Origin of the sequence: Providencia sp. PROV119, assembly GCF_028482435.1 — a bacterium.
Taxonomy (GTDB): Bacteria; Pseudomonadota; Gammaproteobacteria; order Enterobacterales; family Enterobacteriaceae; genus Providencia; species Providencia stuartii.
Window position 1 is genome coordinate 289,296 of record NZ_JAMPQL010000003.1, and the last position, 18,296, is coordinate 307,591.

The 18,296-nt window shown below is 38.7% G+C and carries 14 protein-coding genes and 1 tRNA gene; 9 read left to right on the forward strand and 6 right to left on the reverse strand.

Annotation, left to right across the window (positions count from 1 at the left end; translation table 11 throughout):
• Positions 1 to 245 precede the first annotated feature (245 nt).
• The 3 genes from PSF11_RS06020 to PSF11_RS06030 are packed head-to-tail and all read left to right on the forward strand — an operon-like array spanning position 246 to position 3,791.
• Positions 246 to 797 carry an NAD(P)H nitroreductase gene (locus PSF11_RS06020; RefSeq protein WP_014656072.1) on the forward strand — a complete coding sequence of 184 codons (552 nt, stop codon included), beginning with the start codon at positions 246 to 248 and terminating at the stop codon, positions 795 to 797.
• An 18-nt stretch (positions 798 to 815) separates the two neighbouring features.
• Positions 816 to 1,856, forward strand: a complete 1,041-nt coding sequence (selD, locus tag PSF11_RS06025) for a selenide, water dikinase SelD (protein ID WP_014656071.1) — start codon at positions 816 to 818, stop codon at positions 1,854 to 1,856.
• A 3-nt stretch (positions 1,857 to 1,859) separates the two neighbouring features.
• Positions 1,860 to 3,791, forward strand: a complete 1,932-nt coding sequence (locus PSF11_RS06030; protein WP_072502292.1) for a DNA topoisomerase III — start codon at positions 1,860 to 1,862, stop codon at positions 3,789 to 3,791.
• 81 nt (positions 3,792 to 3,872) lie between these two features.
• On the opposite strand, the gene xthA is transcribed toward PSF11_RS06030, so the two are convergent.
• Positions 3,873 to 4,688, reverse strand: coding sequence for an exodeoxyribonuclease III (gene xthA / locus PSF11_RS06035; protein WP_004920298.1), 816 nt, complete (start codon positions 4,686 to 4,688; stop codon positions 3,873 to 3,875).
• Positions 4,689 to 5,149: 461 nt separating this feature from the next.
• Here xthA and PSF11_RS06040 point away from each other — a divergent pair, with 461 nt between their 5' ends.
• Positions 5,150 to 6,025 (forward strand): LysR family transcriptional regulator, encoded by an 876-nt coding sequence (locus PSF11_RS06040; RefSeq protein WP_041705365.1) that lies wholly within the window; start codon positions 5,150 to 5,152, stop codon positions 6,023 to 6,025.
• Between the two features lies 1 nt (position 6,026).
• On the opposite strand, the gene PSF11_RS06045 is transcribed toward PSF11_RS06040, so the two are convergent.
• The 3 genes from PSF11_RS06045 to PSF11_RS06055 all read right to left on the reverse strand — a co-directional run bounded on the left by PSF11_RS06045 (position 6,027) and on the right by PSF11_RS06055 (position 7,778).
• Positions 6,027 to 6,111, reverse strand: a tRNA-Tyr gene (locus PSF11_RS06045).
• Between the two features lie 139 nt (positions 6,112 to 6,250).
• A complete protein-coding gene (purU, locus tag PSF11_RS06050) occupies positions 6,251 to 7,099 on the reverse strand; it encodes a formyltetrahydrofolate deformylase (RefSeq protein ID WP_072502291.1) in 849 nt (282 codons plus the stop codon).
• Between the two features lie 199 nt (positions 7,100 to 7,298).
• Entirely contained in the window at positions 7,299 to 7,778 is a 480-nt protein-coding gene (locus PSF11_RS06055; protein WP_014656068.1) for a YchJ family protein, read from the reverse strand.
• 130 nt (positions 7,779 to 7,908) lie between these two features.
• Between PSF11_RS06055 and rssB the strand changes: the two genes are divergently transcribed.
• Both rssB and galU read left to right on the forward strand, forming a co-directional pair.
• Complete coding sequence (gene rssB / locus PSF11_RS06060) at positions 7,909 to 8,907, forward strand: two-component system response regulator RssB (protein WP_014656067.1); 999 nt, start codon at positions 7,909 to 7,911, stop codon at positions 8,905 to 8,907.
• 171 nt (positions 8,908 to 9,078) lie between these two features.
• On the forward strand, positions 9,079 to 10,008 hold the full coding sequence (galU, locus tag PSF11_RS06065) for a UTP--glucose-1-phosphate uridylyltransferase GalU (RefSeq protein ID WP_169342231.1): 930 nt from the start codon (positions 9,079 to 9,081) through the stop codon (positions 10,006 to 10,008).
• Between the two features lie 435 nt (positions 10,009 to 10,443).
• Here the strand turns inward: galU and PSF11_RS06070 are convergent, their stop codons facing one another.
• Positions 10,444 to 10,854: an H-NS family histone-like protein gene (locus PSF11_RS06070; RefSeq protein WP_004920278.1), complete on the reverse strand. Its 411-nt coding sequence runs from the start codon at positions 10,852 to 10,854 to the stop codon at positions 10,444 to 10,446.
• Between the two features lie 555 nt (positions 10,855 to 11,409).
• On the opposite strand from PSF11_RS06070, the gene PSF11_RS06075 reads away from it, so the two are divergent.
• Positions 11,410 to 12,039 (forward strand): thymidine kinase, encoded by a 630-nt coding sequence (locus PSF11_RS06075; RefSeq protein ID WP_004920273.1) that lies wholly within the window; start codon positions 11,410 to 11,412, stop codon positions 12,037 to 12,039.
• A 158-nt stretch (positions 12,040 to 12,197) separates the two neighbouring features.
• On the opposite strand, the gene adhE is transcribed toward PSF11_RS06075, so the two are convergent.
• Positions 12,198 to 14,858, reverse strand: a complete 2,661-nt coding sequence (gene adhE / locus PSF11_RS06080) for a bifunctional acetaldehyde-CoA/alcohol dehydrogenase (protein ID WP_014656066.1) — start codon at positions 14,856 to 14,858, stop codon at positions 12,198 to 12,200.
• 494 nt (positions 14,859 to 15,352) lie between these two features.
• On the opposite strand from adhE, the gene PSF11_RS06085 reads away from it, so the two are divergent.
• Entirely contained in the window at positions 15,353 to 15,997 is a 645-nt protein-coding gene (locus PSF11_RS06085) for a YchE family NAAT transporter (RefSeq protein WP_014656065.1), read from the forward strand.
• Between the two features lie 631 nt (positions 15,998 to 16,628).
• Entirely contained in the window at positions 16,629 to 18,242 is a 1,614-nt protein-coding gene (locus PSF11_RS06090) for an ABC transporter substrate-binding protein (RefSeq protein ID WP_036940383.1), read from the forward strand.
• Positions 18,243 to 18,296 lie beyond the last annotated feature (54 nt).

Consider the following 18,296-nt stretch of genomic DNA (forward strand, 5'->3'; position numbering starts at 1 on the left):
TATTCATAACAATACGCTTTGGAGCGTTGTACAATGTCGTGATGATATTTTTCAACATACACAAATGATATAATTCAATCAATTAATCAATATAACACCATGGTACTCGTTAGCGAATAAGATGAATGATAAGTTTTTAAGCTGAGTACCTAACCCTGATTGGGGTATTTAATCATTAATCAGCGCAATAATGATTGCTTGTTTGAATGACTATTATATCAGTTTACTCTGAATCGGAGAGGAATATGGATGCTTTAACCCTTTTATTGAACCGCCGTTCAGCTTCACGGCTAACAACCCCAGCACCACAAGGCGATGAATTGCAAAATATTTTAGCGGCAGGTATGCGTGCTCCTGATCATGGTGCTTTACGGCCTTGGCATTTTATTGTGATGCAAGGCGAAGGGTTAAATCGCTTTAGCCAATTACTTGAAAAAGCAGCGAAAGAGGGCAACTTAGGGCCGGAAGTGGAAGAGAAAGCGCGTAATGCCCCGTTTAGAGCACCTTTGATTATTACAGTTATCGCGAAGACTCAAGCACACCCTAAAGTACCTGAGTGGGAACAAGTTGTTGCTGCTGGTTGTACGGTACAAGCGATGCAAATGGCGGCGGTTGCCCAAGGATTTGGGGGAATTTGGCGTTCAGGTTCTTGGACGGAAGATGCGGTTGTGCGTGAAGGATTAGGTTGTGCACCGACAGATCGCATTGTGGGCTTTTTATATTTAGGTACGCCTGAACTGAAAGCACCTGCAAAAGTACAGATCCCTGATATGCAAGAATTTGTTTCTTACTTTTAATTGATAAGGCCGAGCGTAATGGAAAAAATTAGATTAACACAGTATAGCCATGGTGCAGGTTGTGGTTGCAAAATTGCCCCAAAAGTTTTGGAACAAATCCTTCATACAGAGCAGGCCAAATTTCATGATCCTCATCTGCTTGTAGGTAACGAAACAAAAGATGATGCGGCTGTTTATGATTTAGGCAATGGCATAGGGATTATCAGTACGACAGATTTTTTTATGCCCATTGTTGATTCACCATATGAATTTGGTCGTATCGCGGCGACTAATGCGATTAGTGATGTGTTTGCTATGGGCGGTAAACCCATTATGGCAATTGCTATTTTAGGGTGGCCTATTGCGAAACTATCTCCCGAAGTGGCAAGAGAAGTCATTGAAGGAGGGAGAGCGGCTTGTGCCGATGCAGGGATTACGCTTGCAGGTGGTCACTCTATTGACGCACCAGAACCGATTTTTGGTTTAGCAGTAACTGGGGTAGTAAATACAGAGCATGTGAAGAAAAATAGTGCAGCAACAGCAGGTTGTGAACTTTTTCTGACTAAGCCGCTGGGCATTGGCGTATTAACGACCGCAGAGAAAAAAGGGTTATTAGCCGAAGAGCACCAAAATCTTGCGGCACAAACAATGTGTCAGTTGAATAAACTGGGAGCTGTTGTTGCACCGTTACCGGGCGTGACTGCAATGACTGATGTGACGGGTTTTGGTCTACTTGGGCATTTGAGTGAAATTTGTCAAGGCTCAAAGGTACGAGCAGAAATATCCTTTAGTCGAGTACCGAAACTTGCAAATGTTGAACATTATATCGATGCCGGTTGTGTGCCTGGGGGAACCCAACGCAACTTTGAAAGTTATGGGCACCTTATTGGGCCGATGACAGAGGCTCAACGCAAACTATTATGCGATCCACAAACATCGGGTGGTTTACTGATAGCAGTAGAACCTTCTGAGGTCGCTAAAATTAAAGACATTGCACAGCAGCAAGGTGTTTTGTTACAGTCTATCGGCAAATTATTACCCCATCGGGAAAATGTACCTTTAATTGAAGTGATAGATTAATTCATGCGTTTGTTTATTGCGGAAAAGCCCAGCCTCGCTAGGGCAATAGCGGATGTGTTGCCAAAACCTCATAAGAGAGGGGATGGTTTTATCCAGTGCGGTGATGACCAAATAGTGACATGGTGTATAGGCCACTTATTGGAACAAGCTGAGCCAGATGCGTATGAGCCTCGGTATGCGCGCTGGAATCTGCAAGATCTGCCGATCATTCCTGAAAAGTGGTTGTTAAAACCACGTTCCGCAGTGACAAAGCAGCTTAAAACGATTGACTCCCTTCTCAAGCAGGCAACGGAAGTCGTTCATGCCGGAGACCCTGATAGAGAAGGGCAACTGCTGGTGGATGAGGTATTAGATTTTTTGAAGCTTTCTGATGAGAAAAGAAAGCAAGTCAAACGTTGTTTAATCAATGACCTTAACCCTCAAGCCGTTGAAAGAGCCATCGAACGGTTACGTGAAAACCGAGAGTTTATTCCTTTATGCGTTTCGGCATTAGCAAGAGCAAGAGCGGATTGGCTATACGGTATTAACATGACGCGTGCCTACACATTGTTGGGGCAACGTGGCGGGTATCAAGGCGTATTATCAGTAGGGAGAGTACAGACCCCTGTATTAGGCCTTGTTGTTCGCCGTGATGAAGATATTGAAAACTTTGTACCTAAAGATTATTTTGAGGTACGCGCCCATATTGTGACGCCAGAAAATGAACGTTTTGTGGCTACTTGGCAACCAAGTGAATCTTGTATTGATTATCAGGATGAAGAAGGGCGTTTATTTCATCGTCCTCTTGCTGAACATGTGGTGTCGCGTATTACAGGGAAGCCTGCTTTTGTTACGCAGTATCAGGACAAACGCGAATCTGAAATTGCGCCATTACCATTCTCCCTTTCTGCACTACAAATTGAAGCTGCTAAAAAGTTTGGGCTAAGCGCTCAAGAAGTCTTAGATATCTGCCAGCGTTTATACGAAACTCATAAATTGATCACGTATCCACGTTCAGATAGCCGTTATTTACCGGATGAGCATTTTGCTGGACGTCATTCTGTGTTGAATGCGATTTCAGTACATCAACCTGAATTAACCCAGTTTGAATTACCTGAATTAGATAAAAAAAATCGCTGCTGGGACGATAAAAAAGTGGATGCTCACCATGCTATTATTCCAACCGCAAAAGCCGTATCAGTAAAACTAACGGAGCATGAAGCCAATATTTATCAACTGATCGCCCGTCAATATATCATTCAATTTATGTCAGATGCCGTTTACCGTAAATGTACGATTGAGCTTGACATTGAAAAGGGCAAGTTTATTGCGAAAGCGCGTTTTTTAGCGGAAGCGGGTTGGCGAGTCGTATTAGGCAGTAAAGAGCGCGATGCTGAAAATGACGGTAGCCCATTACCGGTTGTTGCTAAGGGGGATGAGTTACTGTGTGAAAAAGGCGAAGTGCTTGAAAAACAAACGCAGCCCCCAAGGCCTTTTACGGATGCGACACTATTATCCGCGATGACGGGGATTGCGCGTTTTGTTCAAGATAAAGCCTTAAAAAAGGTATTGCGTGAAACTGATGGGTTAGGTACTGAAGCGACGCGAGCAGGTATTATTGATCTGCTATTTAAGCGTCAGTTTTTATATAAAAAAGGTCGCTATATTCACTCAACCCCAGCGGGTAGAGCGTTAATTCATGTATTGCCTGATATGGCCACATTGCCAGATATGACGGCGCATTGGGAATCTATTTTGACGCAAATCAGTGAAAAACAAACGCGTTATATTGATTTTATGAATCCGCTTAGTGCGACATTAACGCAGCTTATTCATCACGCCCGTCAGTTTACTAACTTACGAGCATTTCGAGAGTTACCGCCTGTCACAAAGAATAAAACGACTAAAAAGCCCACAAAATCGGCGAAAAAACCGAAAAAAAGTGAGCAAGAGTAGTCTACTAGTGAGTGTGAGTCATTTGATGGTTATCGGAGAGGTCGATAGGGAAAATCTTCCCTATCGAACAAAAAAGAGCAGTTAGCCTTTGGTTAAATCAAACTCTGCCCAAACGGGGGCATGATCTGAAGGTTTTTCCATTCCCCGTATTTCGTAGTCAATCCCTGTTGCCACACAACGTGTAGAAAGAGCCGTAGACGCTAAGAGTAAATCTATACGTAAGCCTCTGTTATCATCAAAACCTTTTGAACGGTAGTCAAACCAAGAGTAACAATCATCCACGTCAGGGTTCATTGCGCGATAAGTATCGACAAGCCCCCAATTTAGCAGTCGTTCCATCCATGCGCGCTCTTCGGGTAAAAATGAGCATTTACCTGTTTTTAGCCAGCGTTTACGGTTCGCTTCGCCAATACCAATATCCAGATCAGTTGGACTAATATTCATATCACCCATGATCAATAGCTGTGATTGAGGGGTCTGGGTTGATGTAATATAGTCTTGTAAGTCTTGGTAAAATTTCTCTTTAGCAGGGAATTTTACTGGGTGTTCACGGCTTTCGCCTTGAGGAAAATAGCCATTTACGACAGTTAATAAACCATGATTGGTTTCAATATCTGCCATGATGATCCGGCGTTGTGCATCATCATCGTCGGTAGGAAAGCCTTTTCGAACTGCAACAGGCTTATTTTTAGTCAGGAGAGCGACGCCATAGTGTGCTTTTTGACCATGATAAAATACATGATAGCCTAACTTGCTAACGTCATCGTAAGGAAACATTTCGTCGTGAACTTTGGTTTCCTGTAGACCTATCACCTCTGGCTGATGCTTATCAATGATAGCTGCCAATTGGTGTGGGCGAGCGCGGAGGCCATTTATGTTGAAAGAGATAAATTTCATGGTCTTTTATCACCTATTAGATTTTTGTCTGTACATCGAGATTCTAACAGATGATGACTAGACTGTAACTATTAAATAACTATTTAAATATAAATTGAATTATGCTTAATGAATATTTATAGCTCTAATTATAATCGTAATGTTTTATCTTAAAATTTAAATAAGATTATTAGTTATACAATTAATGAAAAATATGTTCACTGATTTCAAATTGGTGATTTATATTTAATGTGATTTAATAGTCGAGTCATAAAAAATAATGAAATGAAACAGTATAATATATTGCTTTGCATTGTTGGAAAATATAAAAATAGTTTTATGAAAAATTGTTACTCATTCAATGAAAAATTAAATTAAAATTTTCATCTGATATGTCAAGTGATGGGCTATTCAACATATTGTTTTTAATGATTAATAATGTTGAATTTTGCATGTTTAATAAACAGAATGGGGTCATAGATATGTTCTTTTCAAGAAAATTAGAGGCATTTATGGCAGTTGTTGAAAATGGCTCATTAAGTAAGGCTGCTAGGGTAATGAACCGAACGACGCCACCAATTGCTAAGTCAATTAAAGACTTTGAAACAAGCTTAGGAAAACGCCTATTTAAACGAGAAAAGTTTGGTATGACTTTAACTAAGGATGGTCAAGAGTTATATAATGACTTACGTGATCTTTACTTACAAGAGAAGGAAATAACTAAGAAACATTTTACAGGTTATATTGTCAATGAAGCCAATATTTATTATGACTGGGGGAAAGAAAATTTTCTTATTCACCTTTATCAGGCAGCAAATAAAAATAATGTTCAAATTAATATATTGAGGTTTAATTATGAGGAGGTTGATGAAATTGTTGATTACGATGGTAATACGGTTATTTTAAGTTCTCAACCTGTCGTCAGTGAGCGTTTTTCCTTACAAAGAAAAATAGAGAATGCATCATTAGGGATTTATTGTCGTAATGAATTATATGAAAAATATCATTACAATATTATGGCGCTATTAAGGCAATGCACATGGCTGTGTGATCCTGCATTTTATAAGAGCAGTTTAATGGGGGAGCTGCTTAATCAGGTTGAACTAGAAGGTAATAAGGCCAGTATTCGGCAAATGGATAATATTGGTAACTGCCAGAGTTTTCTTCAAGTTGGTGATTTTATTGCAATTATCGATTACTACCCTGAAAATGACGTGAATGATAAGTTGCTTAACTATATTCCGTTAAATTCAATTATTGAGGATTGCTGCTGCTATGTTTATAAGTCTAAGTCACACTCTAGTGTGTTAAATCGATTTATAGACACAATTGATACTTTAGGTGAAGGGAACGCTTGAATGGTGGTGGGAGAAGGATTCGAACCTTCGAAGTCTGTGACGGCAGATTTACAGTCTGCTCCCTTTGGCCGCTTGGGTATCCCACCAGATTTTGAGTTGCTGTATTCGTTGACAGCGGGCGGCATCATATCAAATGACGCGCCCCTGTAAAGTATTAATTTTTTAAAAGCTGTTCAAATGCTGTTTTTTTGCGCTTCATGCATATTTAAACAGCAAATATTCGTATTACAAGATAATAGTACGGTTTCCGTAAACAAAAACACGTTGAGCTAATACCCAATATAATGCGTGGCTAAGGACATTTTTTTCAACATCCCTACCTGCGCGCATCATATCATCGGCTGTGAAGGTGTGGTCTACATTAATAACGTTTTGTGTAATGATAGGGCCTTCATCAAGATTATCATTAACAAAATGAGCCGTCGCACCAATGATCTTAACGCCCCGTTCATATGCCTGATGATATGGACGGGCACCAATGAATGCAGGCAAGAATGAGTGGTGAATATTAATGATTTTGTTCGGATAATGCTGTACAAACGCTGGGGTTAATACACGCATGTATTTTGCTAAGACCACATAATCAGGCTGATATTGGTCAATTTGCGCAATCATTTTTTCATCATGCTGTTCACGTGTTAGACCTTCATGGCTAATATGGTGGAAAGGAATACCGAATTGTTCGACAAGGCCTTTCAATGTGTCATGGTTACCGATAACCGCCGCAATTTCTACATCTAAACCATCGTATGCACTCTTCATCAATAAGTCACCTAGACAGTGAGCTTCCTTGGTGACCATAACGACAATACGGCGACGGCCTGATGAATTTAATTCACGTTTTGAACCCGCCGGTAGGGCGTCATCGAGATCAGCGAGTAGGGTTTCATCATTAAAAATCCCCTCAAGCTCTGTACGCATAAAGAAGCGACCAGTGCGGTGATCAACAAATTCATTATTCTGTACGATATTGAGCTGGTGTTTGTAACAAATATTGGTGATTTTTGCGATCAAGCCTTTTGCATCAGGACAAATGGTGCGAAGGACTTTTTTTTGTACATTCTTTTGTTGCATGGAAGTGTCTGATCCTTAACTTACAAAGCTTACATACTCATCATACTTCAAGTGACTGTAAATAGCGCAAACAGGGCTTGCATCTATCCGATAAATAGATGTTTTCGCGCATCGTTTTAGCAGTAGCTTGAAGGGCTTAGAGCGCACATAAGCAAACGATACATTATGCATTTCCGTTACGATGGGTAAAACATGACCACTAATGATTGTTACAGCATTTTTTGAATTTTTTGCCGGAACCACATGGACATAGATCATTTCGACCTGTTTTAGGTGTAATACCATCTATGTAATACCAACGTTTTTCTATACGCAGAAAACGGGAACGTTCATGAATAAGCTGTTTATGATCAGCTTTTTCATCAATAAAGCAAGTTGAAAATTCCACATAACCTTCATCGCTATTTTTAGCATAAGAAGAACTAATGACACGAAGAGAAAGCCATTGTGTCTGTAAGAAGCTTTGTTCTATTTCTTCACGCCAGTTATTGGCATGACAATCAGGATGCCAAGTTGCGATAAGGTAATCGGCATTTTTTGTCACATAAGCACTATAGCGAGAGCGCATCAACTGCTCGGGTGTTTCCGGGATTGCCTGATTATCGAGATAAGGTTGGCAGCATTGGCTAAAAGGGAGTGAATTGCCACAAAAACAACAGTTGTTTAGGGATTGTTCCATCTTCTACTCTATAAAAATAAGTATAAGGTATAAAAATAACTATACTTTAAAAATGACAGTACAATGATTTTGTCATATGAATAATAGTATTGGTAGTAAATAACCGATGAAAGCTAGAAGTAGGTTAAATATGAAAAATAAAAAGATACTCATCGTTGAAGATGAAAAAGTTTTTCGTTCAATGTTAGAAGGGTACTTACATGCTCAGGGGATGCAAGTCTTTGTCGCGGATAATGGTCAGAGTGCATTAATACGTCTCACCGAAGAAAACCTTAACCCTGATGTGATTTTGTGTGACTTGAATATGCCTGTCATGAGTGGTGAAGATTTTATGGCAGAGTTGGTCACACGAAATATTCACATCCCTGTTATTGTCATCTCTGCAACAACAGATTTCACGCAGCTTGACCGTATGCTACGGTTAGGTGCAAAAGATGCTTTATTGAAACCAATAAAAAATTTAGAGGAGTTGAAAGTTACTATTCAGAGTAACTTGTATCCTGAGCAATACAACGATCAAGTTGTTAATAGGTTACAACCCACACTGATAAACTATGATAACCAAGATATCACGCCAGTGTTAAAGCAATTGCAGCCACCTATAAATCAAGTGATTAATGGCTATCGCGTTAATTACCGTCAATTAAATGAAATTAACCGATTCGGGCTACTTCTTGATCTCGCACCAATATCAGATACTCAAATTGGTTTTTATTGCCTTGATATAGAACGCTCTCCACAGGAGGGAATTATGGCAGCGTTCTTGATCCGTGTTGTATTTAACGATTTATTAAAAAATGCGGTAAGTTTTCCAGATAAAAAACTACCTAATATCGATAAAATTATTAATCAAATAAATTATTTATTAGAGGATTCCGGGTTTAGTGGGCAATTTCCGATATTACTGGGGTACTTCAATACGCGTAATAAAGCGATTATTCTGGCTAGTGGAGGGTTAGAAGCGGAAGTTGCAACAGAGAATGCTCAATATAGCTTATCTAGGAGTGTTCCATTGGGAACTTTAAAACATCAACCCTCCAATCATCTCGATGTACGAGGGACATTTTGGCAATGTCGAATTTGGAATAACCACCAAAATATTAAATTAATGTTTAATCCTGAATCTTAAGTTTTGTTTAAATTTACTCCAGTAAGTGTCATATTGGCTCTAATTAGGGCTTTGTACTATTTATCCAAAAATTATTCCTGTTATACTGCCTCGCACTAAAAACGCACCTTTATTACTGTTGATTATATAAAGAGTTTGGGTGCTTAGGAGAATTCTGGAGTTATGACTAAAATGACAAATAGAAAGGTACGCAAGGCAGTAATCCCTGTCGCAGGTCTTGGCACTCGTATGTTACCCGCGACTAAAGCAATTCCCAAAGAGATGTTACCACTCGTTGATAAACCTTTAATTCAGTATGTTGTTAATGAGTGTATCGCTGCTGGTATTAATGAAATTGTTTTAGTGACTCATTCATCAAAAAACTCGATTGAAAACCACTTCGATACGAGTTTCGAGCTTGAGGCAATTTTAGAAGCTCGTGTTAAGCGTCAATTACTCGATGAAGTGCAATCTATCTGCCCAAGTCACGTAACTATCATGCAAACGCGTCAAGGTATTGCTAAAGGCTTAGGTCATGCGATTTTATGTGCTAAGCCTCTTGTGGGGAATGAGCCTTTTGCGGTTATTCTGCCCGATGTTATTTTAGATCGTTATAGCACCGATTTAACCAAGTTTAATTTGAGCGAAATGCTGGCCCATTTTGAAGAAACGGGAGCAAGCCAAATTTTGGTTGAGCCCGTTCCTGAAGATGAAGTTTCTAATTATGGGATTGTAGATTGTAATGGTGCAACGTTGCTTCCTGGTGAAAGCAAACCGATTAGCCGCATGGTAGAAAAACCGAAGAAAGAAGAAGCACCATCAAATCTGTCGATTGTTGGCCGCTATGTATTATCGGAAAAAATTTGGGATGCACTAGCAAAAACAGCACCAGGGGCAGGGGATGAAATTCAATTAACCGATGCTATTGCGATTATGATGGAAAATAAGTCTCCTGTAGAGGCGTACCATCTATGTGGTAAAAGTCATGACTGTGGTAATAAGCTAGGTTATATGAAAGCATTCGTAGAATATGGTATGCAACATGATTCATTAGGGGAAGATTTTTCTGAGTGGATCCAAACCATATCGAATAAATTGAACAGTTCTAAAGCAGAAAAATAAACAGTTTCTTCTTATGATGATTTATAAAAGCTAACTCTAGATGTTAGCTTTTTTTGTTTGTGCGCCTTGTAGCTTTTCAATAGTTAAGTATCAATTAATGTAAATTATTGCTTAATTTAATTTACGTATTTAGAAGAAAAATACATCAATTTTTTTTGTATCGTATAAGTTTTATTATTCAATCGTATGCTTAAAAAGTTTGAGTAGGATTACATAACTTTACTTTTAGCGAGGGCTTAAATTTAAATAATATTAATAAATGACTAGCAGATAAAAGGATGACTAAAACGAGCGAAAGAGGATTGCTTATCCTTGGAGCAGGAGGGGATTAACAATTTAATGGCTAATAGCGGCATAAGTGATAATAAAACTTAAACGTAGGATAAAAAAAACACCCTTATATAAGGGTGTTTTTGGGGAATAAGGTTATGGATCTTAGATTAGGAAATCGTCTAAAGATTTACCTTGTTCTTCAATGGCGGTTTTGATAACTGCTGGGGTACGACCCTGGCCAGTCCAAGTTTTAGTTTCGCCATTTTCATCAACGTATTTATATTTAGCTGGGCGAGCAGCACGTTTAGCACGAGTGCTTGAGCCTTTACCTGTATCTAAAATTTGAACCAGTTCGTTCAGATCAATACCTTGCTCTTCTGCCATTTGACGGAAGTTTTCTAGCTTACGGTTCTTTTCTTCTTGCTCTGCACGAACTTGATTTTCTTCTTCACGACGTTCTTCAACAACGACAGTTAATTTTTCCAGCATTTCTTCCAGTGATTCTAAAGCAATTTCTCTTGCTTGAGCACGAAGAGTACGGATGTTATTTAATGCTTTTAAAGATTCGCTCATTTTCCTGGTCTCAAATTTAATTGTTGGCCTGTGTACACTAATAATAGAATGCTATTTTATTTTCTGCAATAGCTAATTTGCACTATTAGTTTAAAAGTTATCTTTAGTAAAAGCAATTTTTTTACAAAAGAAATATTAACTTTTCACTGATATATATATACCACTATTATCAATATCCAAACTAATGAAAAACGGATTCAATTAGCTGGAAATTTTTTTGATTATAATTTGAAGGGCGCATCGAGAATACGTCAGGTTATTAGTGGCATGATAATGAAGCAAATAAGAGAGACTAAACGTAAATTTTCTTTTTTTGATACAGTAAATTAGTACTATGTTTTAAGGAGCACGCTATATCATTACCAATGATAGTTCGATATTTTACCTGTTTTAAGAGGGAAAAGAGTGATTACTATTGGTAAGATTTAGCAAAATCAATGGCGATATCTCTATTTGATGCCTGTATTTTTAAGTGCTTCCAGATGATGACTGTTAATCTAATGACATGTTTTATGGTAAAATTATCTTGTTTATTAATTTAGAGGAACTAGGCTGATGGCTCAGCTATATTTTTACTATTCTGCGATGAATGCAGGGAAATCGACATCCTTGTTGCAATCTTCTTATAACTATAATGAGCGGGGGATGCGTACGCTGATTTTCACGGCAGAAATCGATAATCGCTTTGCGCAGGGTAAAGTTTCATCGCGTATTGGGTTGTCTGCAGATGCACTTTTATTTACGCCAACCACAAATATGGCGGAAGTCATTAAAAATGAAAATAGCACAAAAAAGGTACATTGTGTCTTAATTGATGAGTGTCAATTTTTAACAAAACAGCAAGTTGAAGAGTTATGCGATATTGTCGATAACAGTGATATACCTGTTTTATGCTATGGGCTGAGAACTGATTTTTCAGGTGAACTATTTGTTGGAAGCCAATATTTATTAGCTTGGGCTGATAAATTAGTTGAATTAAAAACCGTGTGTTATTGCGGCCGTAAGGCCAATAAAGTATTAAGGATAGGGAGTGATGGTATTCCTCTTTATGAAGGGGCACAGGTCGATATAGGCGGTAATGAGAAGTATATTTCTGTCTGCCGTAAGCATTATACAGAAGCCATCGAACAGGCTAAGTTAATGAACCAAGGCATTATTCCCAAAAAAGCGATTCACTTTAATTAATTGCGTATAACAATTAAAAGTAGATTTAAGTTAATCGTGTAATAGGGAAAGTCACTTTCCCATAAAAATCATAAGGATAATAATCATTTATTATCCTTATTAAAAAAGAGAGGCACTGAGTTTTAAATCAGTGCCTCTCTTATTAATTAGCTACCTAACTATTTTTTTGAACTTTTCTTTTCCACTTTTGCTGCTGTTGTTGTGGATGTTTGTTCAGTGAATTCGCGTCCATAATAGGAATCCAGTAATAGCTGTTTCAATTCAGAAATTAATGGATAGCGAGGGTTTGCACCTGTACATTGGTCGTCAAATGCATCCTCAGAGAGCTTATCAACGCGTGCTAAGAAGTCTGCTTCAGGCACACCTGCTTCACGTATGGATTTAGGGATACCTAAATCTGCTTTGATTTCCTCAAGCCATGCTAATAGTTTTTCAATTTTAGCATCGGTACGGTCGCTAGATTTTGTTAAACCTAAATGATCGGCTATTTCAGCATAACGGCGTCGTGCTTGTGGACGGTCATATTGGCTAAATGCCGTTTGTTTAGTTGGGTTATCGTTAGCATTATAACGAACGACGTTACTAATTAATAAGGCATTCGCTAATCCATGTGGTATGTGGAACTCAGAGCCTAATTTATGGGCCATTGAGTGACAAACCCCTAAGAATGCGTTTGCAAATGCAATCCCAGCGATGGTTGCAGCGTTATGGACACGCTCTCTTGCAACAGGATTGGTTGCCCCTTCATGATAACTCGTCGGTAGGTACTCTTTTAATAGGCTAAGCGCTTGTAATGCTTGACCATCAGAGTATTCATTCGCTAATACAGAAACATAGGCTTCCATCGCATGAGTCACAGCATCCAGACCACCAAATGCGGTCAGTGATTTCGGCATATTCATCACAAGGTTTGCATCGACGATAGCCATATTTGGAGTCAGTGCATAGTCCGCTAATGGGTATTTTTGACCTGTTTTATCATCCGTTACCACCGCAAATGGGGTAACTTCAGAGCCTGTTCCTGAGGTCGTTGTAATCGCAACTAATTTTGCTTTTACTCCCATTTTAGGGAAACGGTGAATACGTTTACGGATATCCATAAAGCGTAGTGCTAATTCTTCAAAATGCGTTTCTGGATGTTCGTACATAACCCACATAATTTTGGCCGCGTCCATTGGGGAGCCACCACCTAATGCAATAATGACATCAGGTTTAAAGGCGTTCATTTGAGCGGCACCTTTACGGACGACCGTTAATGTAGGATCAGCTTCAACCTCAAAGAAAACGTCGGTTTCAATATGATGTTTTTTCAGTACATTTACCACTTCTTCAACATAGCCATTGTTAAATAAATAGCCATCAGTGACGATAAATGCACGTTTTGCGCCATCCGTTGCGATCTCTTCAAGTGCAATAGGGAGACAACCGCGACGGAAATAGATTGAGTTAGGAAGTTTATGCCACAACATATTTTCAGCTCTTTTCGCCACGGTTTTAGTATTGATCAAATGTTTTGGTCCAACGTTTTCAGAGATTGAGTTACCACCCCATGAACCGCAACCAAGTGTGAGAGAAGGCGCTAATTTAAAGTTATAGAGGTCACCGATACCCCCTTGTGAAGCGGGCGTATTAATGAGGATACGCGCGGTTTTCATTTTGACGCCGAAGTAATTAACACGTTCAGCTTGGTTATCTTGGTCTGTATATAGACAAGAGGTGTGACCGATACCCCCCATTTCGACTAATTGCTCGGCTTTGTCTACAGCCTCTTCAAAGTTTTTAGCGCGATACATGGCGAGGAGTGGCGATAATTTTTCGTGGGCAAATGGCTCTGAATCTGCAATCACCTTGACTTCGCCAATAAGTATTTTCGTGGTTACAGGTACAGTAACACCGGCCATTTCAGCGATTTTATATGCAGTTTGACCAACAATTGCTGCGTTCAGACTACCATTTTTCAAAATAACATCTTGAACGGCTTTAAGCTCTTTACCTTGCAGTATATAGCCACCGTGGGTCGCGAAGCGTTCACGAACCTGATTATAAATTTCATCGACGACAACAACGGATTGCTCGGATGCACAGATGACGCCATTATCGAAGGTTTTTGACATCAAGATAGACGCCACAGCACGTTTGATATCGGCCGTTTCATCGATAACAACCGGTGTATTACCTGCGCCTACACCAATAGCAGGTTTACCGGAGCTGTATGCCGCTTTCACCATACCAGGACCACCTGTTGCTAAAATCAGGTTGATATCCTCGTGATGCATCAATGCATTAGATAATTCGACCGATGGTGCATCGATCCAACCGATAATATCTTTCGGTGCACCAGCTTCGATAGCTGCTTTAAGAACAATTTCTGCCGCTTTATTGGTTGCATTTTTAGCGCGAGGGTGCGGAGAAAAAATAATTGCATTACGCGTTTTTAAACTAATTAAAGATTTAAAAATGGCGGTTGAGGTTGGGTTAGTGGTTGGAACGATACCACAGATAATACCGATAGGTTCAGCGATAGTAATTGTTCCAAAAGTTGGGTCTTCAGAAAGCACGCCACAGGTTTTTTCGTCTTTATAGGCATTATAAATATATTCAGAGGCAAAGTGATTTTTGATCACCTTATCTTCAACAATACCCATACCTGATTCTTCTACAGCAAGTTTAGCGAGCGGGATCCGTGCGTCTGCTGCTGCAAGCGCTGCTGCGCGGAAAATGCGGTCAACTTGCTCTTGAGAGAAGTTAGCGAATTCACGCTGAGCTTTTTTGACACGAGCAACGAGGTCATTGAGTTCGGTAACATTAGTTACTGACATAGAGATTACTCCTGATAAATGTTAAACTTTTTAAGCCAATGAGCAGTGCTTCTTGAAACATTAAAACGCTAAAAACTGAGTAGATAAATTATAGTTTATATTTATTAACATATTTTATTTATCCGCTTATTGGCTTAAAAAGCTTTTAGTACAAGGTGAAAAGCGTACTTTTCTTAAATTAACTCCCTCTATCAGTTAAGAATAGATTAGCATTATTTGTGTTTATTGATGTGATCTAGATCACAAAAATCCAAAGCTGACTCCTTTCAGCAAGCCTATTTTGAGGGAATGCATGTTTTTTGTTGAAATTAGACACAATATTTTTTGATAACGAATAAAAAGAGCTAAAAAATCATATTATTTGCATGAAGTTTAAGCGAATAACTAACAGTAACCGCTAAAATAAAACTTAGCAGAATCTATTTTATTTATTTAGTGATAAACTTTAACTATCTGTGATTTTCTTAAATCTGATTATTTAAAGGTGCTGATGCGTGAGTGCAGGATTACTTGATTTATCAGGCTATATAAAATTTTTTATTGGTCTTTTTGCGTTAGTAAACCCAGTGGGAATTCTGCCTGTGTTTATTAGCATGACTAATTATCAAAGTAGCGCTGGGCGTAACAAAACAAATACGATAGCGAATACTTCTGTCGCTATCATTTTATGTACATCATTATTAATCGGCGATTCAATTCTGCAAGTATTTGGTATTTCTATCGATTCATTCCGCATTGCGGGTGGAATATTAATTGTAACGATTGCAATGTCGATGATCAGTGGGAAAATCGGTGAAGACAAACAAAATAAACAAGAGAAAACAGAAACAGCAGTGCGAGATAGTATCGGGGTAGTACCACTTGCATTACCGCTAATGGCAGGGCCGGGGGCAATTAGCTCTTGTATCGTTTGGTCATCTCGGTGGCATGGTTGGCAAAACTTTATCGGTCTGGCGCTGACAAGTATTGTGTTTGCATTTTGCTGTTGGTTACTGTTCCGCTCGGCATCATTGCTTGTTCGCTACTTAGGGCAAACAGGGATTAACGTGGTGACGCGAATTATGGGACTGCTTCTGATGTCTCTGGGAATAGAGTTTATTGTTACGGGGGTTAAAGCAATATTTCCCGGTCTTCTATAATCATTTTTTGACATACTAATTCTCTTGCTCATAGATCACTATTATATGGTGATCTATAAGTGTCTATTACATTAGTAATAATATTCCGATTAAAAAAACGCCAAACAAATAAACACCATTATCGTTTTTTAACTTATAGGTATCACTAATAAAAAATGATGGTGTTATTCTATTAAATGATAGTCATAAATAGATTATCTTTTGCCTGCTAATCTGCTGTTATTTTGTGCTGATTTCAATTCCCTTTTCTTATAATAATATGTCGCATTTTTTGCTAAATAAGGCATAAAAAGTAAGGAAATGTGAGCCAAGTAAATTTTTGCGCTATTTAATTTATTCAATGTTAATGATATGTTTAAACAAGTCTCAATTGCGCGAATAGATGAATAACAGAATAATCATCTATTTATACAATAAAATCATAACGCTTTTAGTTTAACACAGGCTTGTCTAGTTTGCGGGTGATTACACAATTTTAACATTTTGTAACAAAAATGTGAGAGGCCAAAAGTGGATTATTAAAACTAATCCAAAGGGAAATACTCTAAGTTTCAGGGTATGACGCGAAACAAAATAACCAGATAGGATGCTGAAGTTTGTTGTAGCAACCAAATAACCGTTGAGGGTGATAATGAATTTTTTTACCAAGAGTTTGTATTCACTACCTATATTTTTAGTTGCATTACACACTAATGCAGATCCAGTGTCTGCGTCGATTAAGCAAGCGATTACCATTAATAACGGCACAGAGGTTTCGTCATTAGACCCCCATAAAGTCGAAGGGATCCCTGAGAGCAATATTATTCTTAATCTTCTTGAAGGGCTCGTTTATACGGATGTGGATGGTAAGGTGACACCCGGTGTTGCCGAAAGTTGGACTAATGATAATTATACTACATGGGTGTTTACTCTCAGAGATAATGCCAAGTGGAGCGATGGTACACCAGTGACTGCACAAGACTTTGTGTATAGCTGGCAGCGGTTAGCTGACCCTAAAACAGGCTCTCCTTATTCAAGTTACTTGCAAAATGCCTATATTGAGAATGCTTCTGAAATTTTAAAAGGTAAAAAGCCAATTGAGTCTCTTGGTGTGAAAGCGTTGGATGAGAAACATTTGCAAGTCACGTTGACCCATCCAGTACCTTATTTTATCGATATGCTTAATCACACGGCGATGAAGCCCGTAAACAGAAAGGCGATTGAAAAATATGGCGATAAATGGACTCAGCCCAAAAATTTTATCGGCAATGGAGCCTATGTATTAGATAAATGGGTTGTCAATGAACGGATTGTTTTGAAGCGTAATCCACAGTATTGGAATAATCAAAACAGTAAAATTGATGAAGCGACATTTTTAGCTATTTCTTCAGAAGTGAGTGATGTAAACCGTTATCGTAGCGGTGAAATTGATATCAGTAATTCCGCAATTCCGCCTGTTCTTTATAAAAAAATGCAAATAGAACGGCCGAACGAATTATATATTCGTCCTTACCTATGTACGTTCTACTACGAGATTAATAATAGCAAACCACCATTTACCGATCCGAGAGTGCGAGAGGCGATAAAGCTCGGGTTAGATAGGGAAACCATTACGAATAAAATAATGGCACAAGGGCAAATTGTTGCTTATGGTTTTACACCTACTTTCATTAATAATGGCGATTTTTCCCCACCAGAGTGGGCAAATTGGAGTAATGAAAAACGCTACCAGCGTGCAAAGGCTCTTTTGGAAGAAGCGGGTTACAATGCGCAAAATCCACTGAAATTCTCACTTCTGTATAACACATCCGATCAAAATAAACAGCAGGCTATCGTCGCAGCTTCAATGTGGAAAAAAAATATTGGGGCCGAGGTAAGTTTACAAAATCAAGAATGGAAGACGTCGTTACAGAGTCGCCATGATGGTAACTATGATGTTGTGCGTGCGACTTGGTGCGCTGATTATAATGAACCATCGGCATTTTTAAATATTATGTCGTCAGATAGCAGTAATAACACCGCATTTTATAAAAACTCAAAATTCGATGCTTTGTTAGAAAAGGCATTGAGCGCGCCAGATGACGCCAGTCGTAAACAAATCTATCAGCAGGCGGAAGCACTACTCGATCAAGATTCAGCGATTATTCCCGTCTATTATCGGGTCAGTGTGCGTTTAATTAAACCTTCGGTTGGTGGATTCAAAGGAAAAGACCCTCTTGATAATATGGATATTAAACGGTTATATATAAATCAAGATAATAAATAGTAATTAAATAATTAAAAAAACAGTTTACCGAATGGGTAAACATATTAATCCACA

Excerpts from the sequence above, each read along its gene's own strand:
- galU (WP_169342231.1), top strand. The coding sequence starts at position 9,079 with ATGACAAATAGAAAGGTACGCAAGGCAGTAATCCCTGTCGCAGGTCTT.
- PSF11_RS06075 (WP_004920273.1), top strand. The coding sequence starts at position 11,410 with ATGGCTCAGCTATATTTTTACTATTCTGCGATGAATGCAGGGAAATCG.
- selD (WP_014656071.1), top strand. The coding sequence starts at position 816 with ATGGAAAAAATTAGATTAACACAGTATAGCCATGGTGCAGGTTGTGGT.
- purU (WP_072502291.1), bottom strand. The coding sequence starts at position 7,099 with ATGCAACAAAAGAATGTACAAAAAAAAGTCCTTCGCACCATTTGTCCT.
- rssB (WP_014656067.1), top strand. The coding sequence starts at position 7,909 with ATGAAAAATAAAAAGATACTCATCGTTGAAGATGAAAAAGTTTTTCGT.
- PSF11_RS06030 (WP_072502292.1), top strand. The coding sequence starts at position 1,860 with ATGCGTTTGTTTATTGCGGAAAAGCCCAGCCTCGCTAGGGCAATAGCG.
- PSF11_RS06070 (WP_004920278.1), bottom strand. The coding sequence starts at position 10,854 with ATGAGCGAATCTTTAAAAGCATTAAATAACATCCGTACTCTTCGTGCT.
- PSF11_RS06090 (WP_036940383.1), top strand. The coding sequence starts at position 16,629 with ATGAATTTTTTTACCAAGAGTTTGTATTCACTACCTATATTTTTAGTT.
- PSF11_RS06020 (WP_014656072.1), top strand. The coding sequence starts at position 246 with ATGGATGCTTTAACCCTTTTATTGAACCGCCGTTCAGCTTCACGGCTA.
- PSF11_RS06055 (WP_014656068.1), bottom strand. The coding sequence starts at position 7,778 with ATGGAACAATCCCTAAACAACTGTTGTTTTTGTGGCAATTCACTCCCT.
- adhE (WP_014656066.1), bottom strand. The coding sequence starts at position 14,858 with ATGTCAGTAACTAATGTTACCGAACTCAATGACCTCGTTGCTCGTGTC.
- xthA (WP_004920298.1), bottom strand. The coding sequence starts at position 4,688 with ATGAAATTTATCTCTTTCAACATAAATGGCCTCCGCGCTCGCCCACAC.
- PSF11_RS06040 (WP_041705365.1), top strand. The coding sequence starts at position 5,150 with ATGTTCTTTTCAAGAAAATTAGAGGCATTTATGGCAGTTGTTGAAAAT.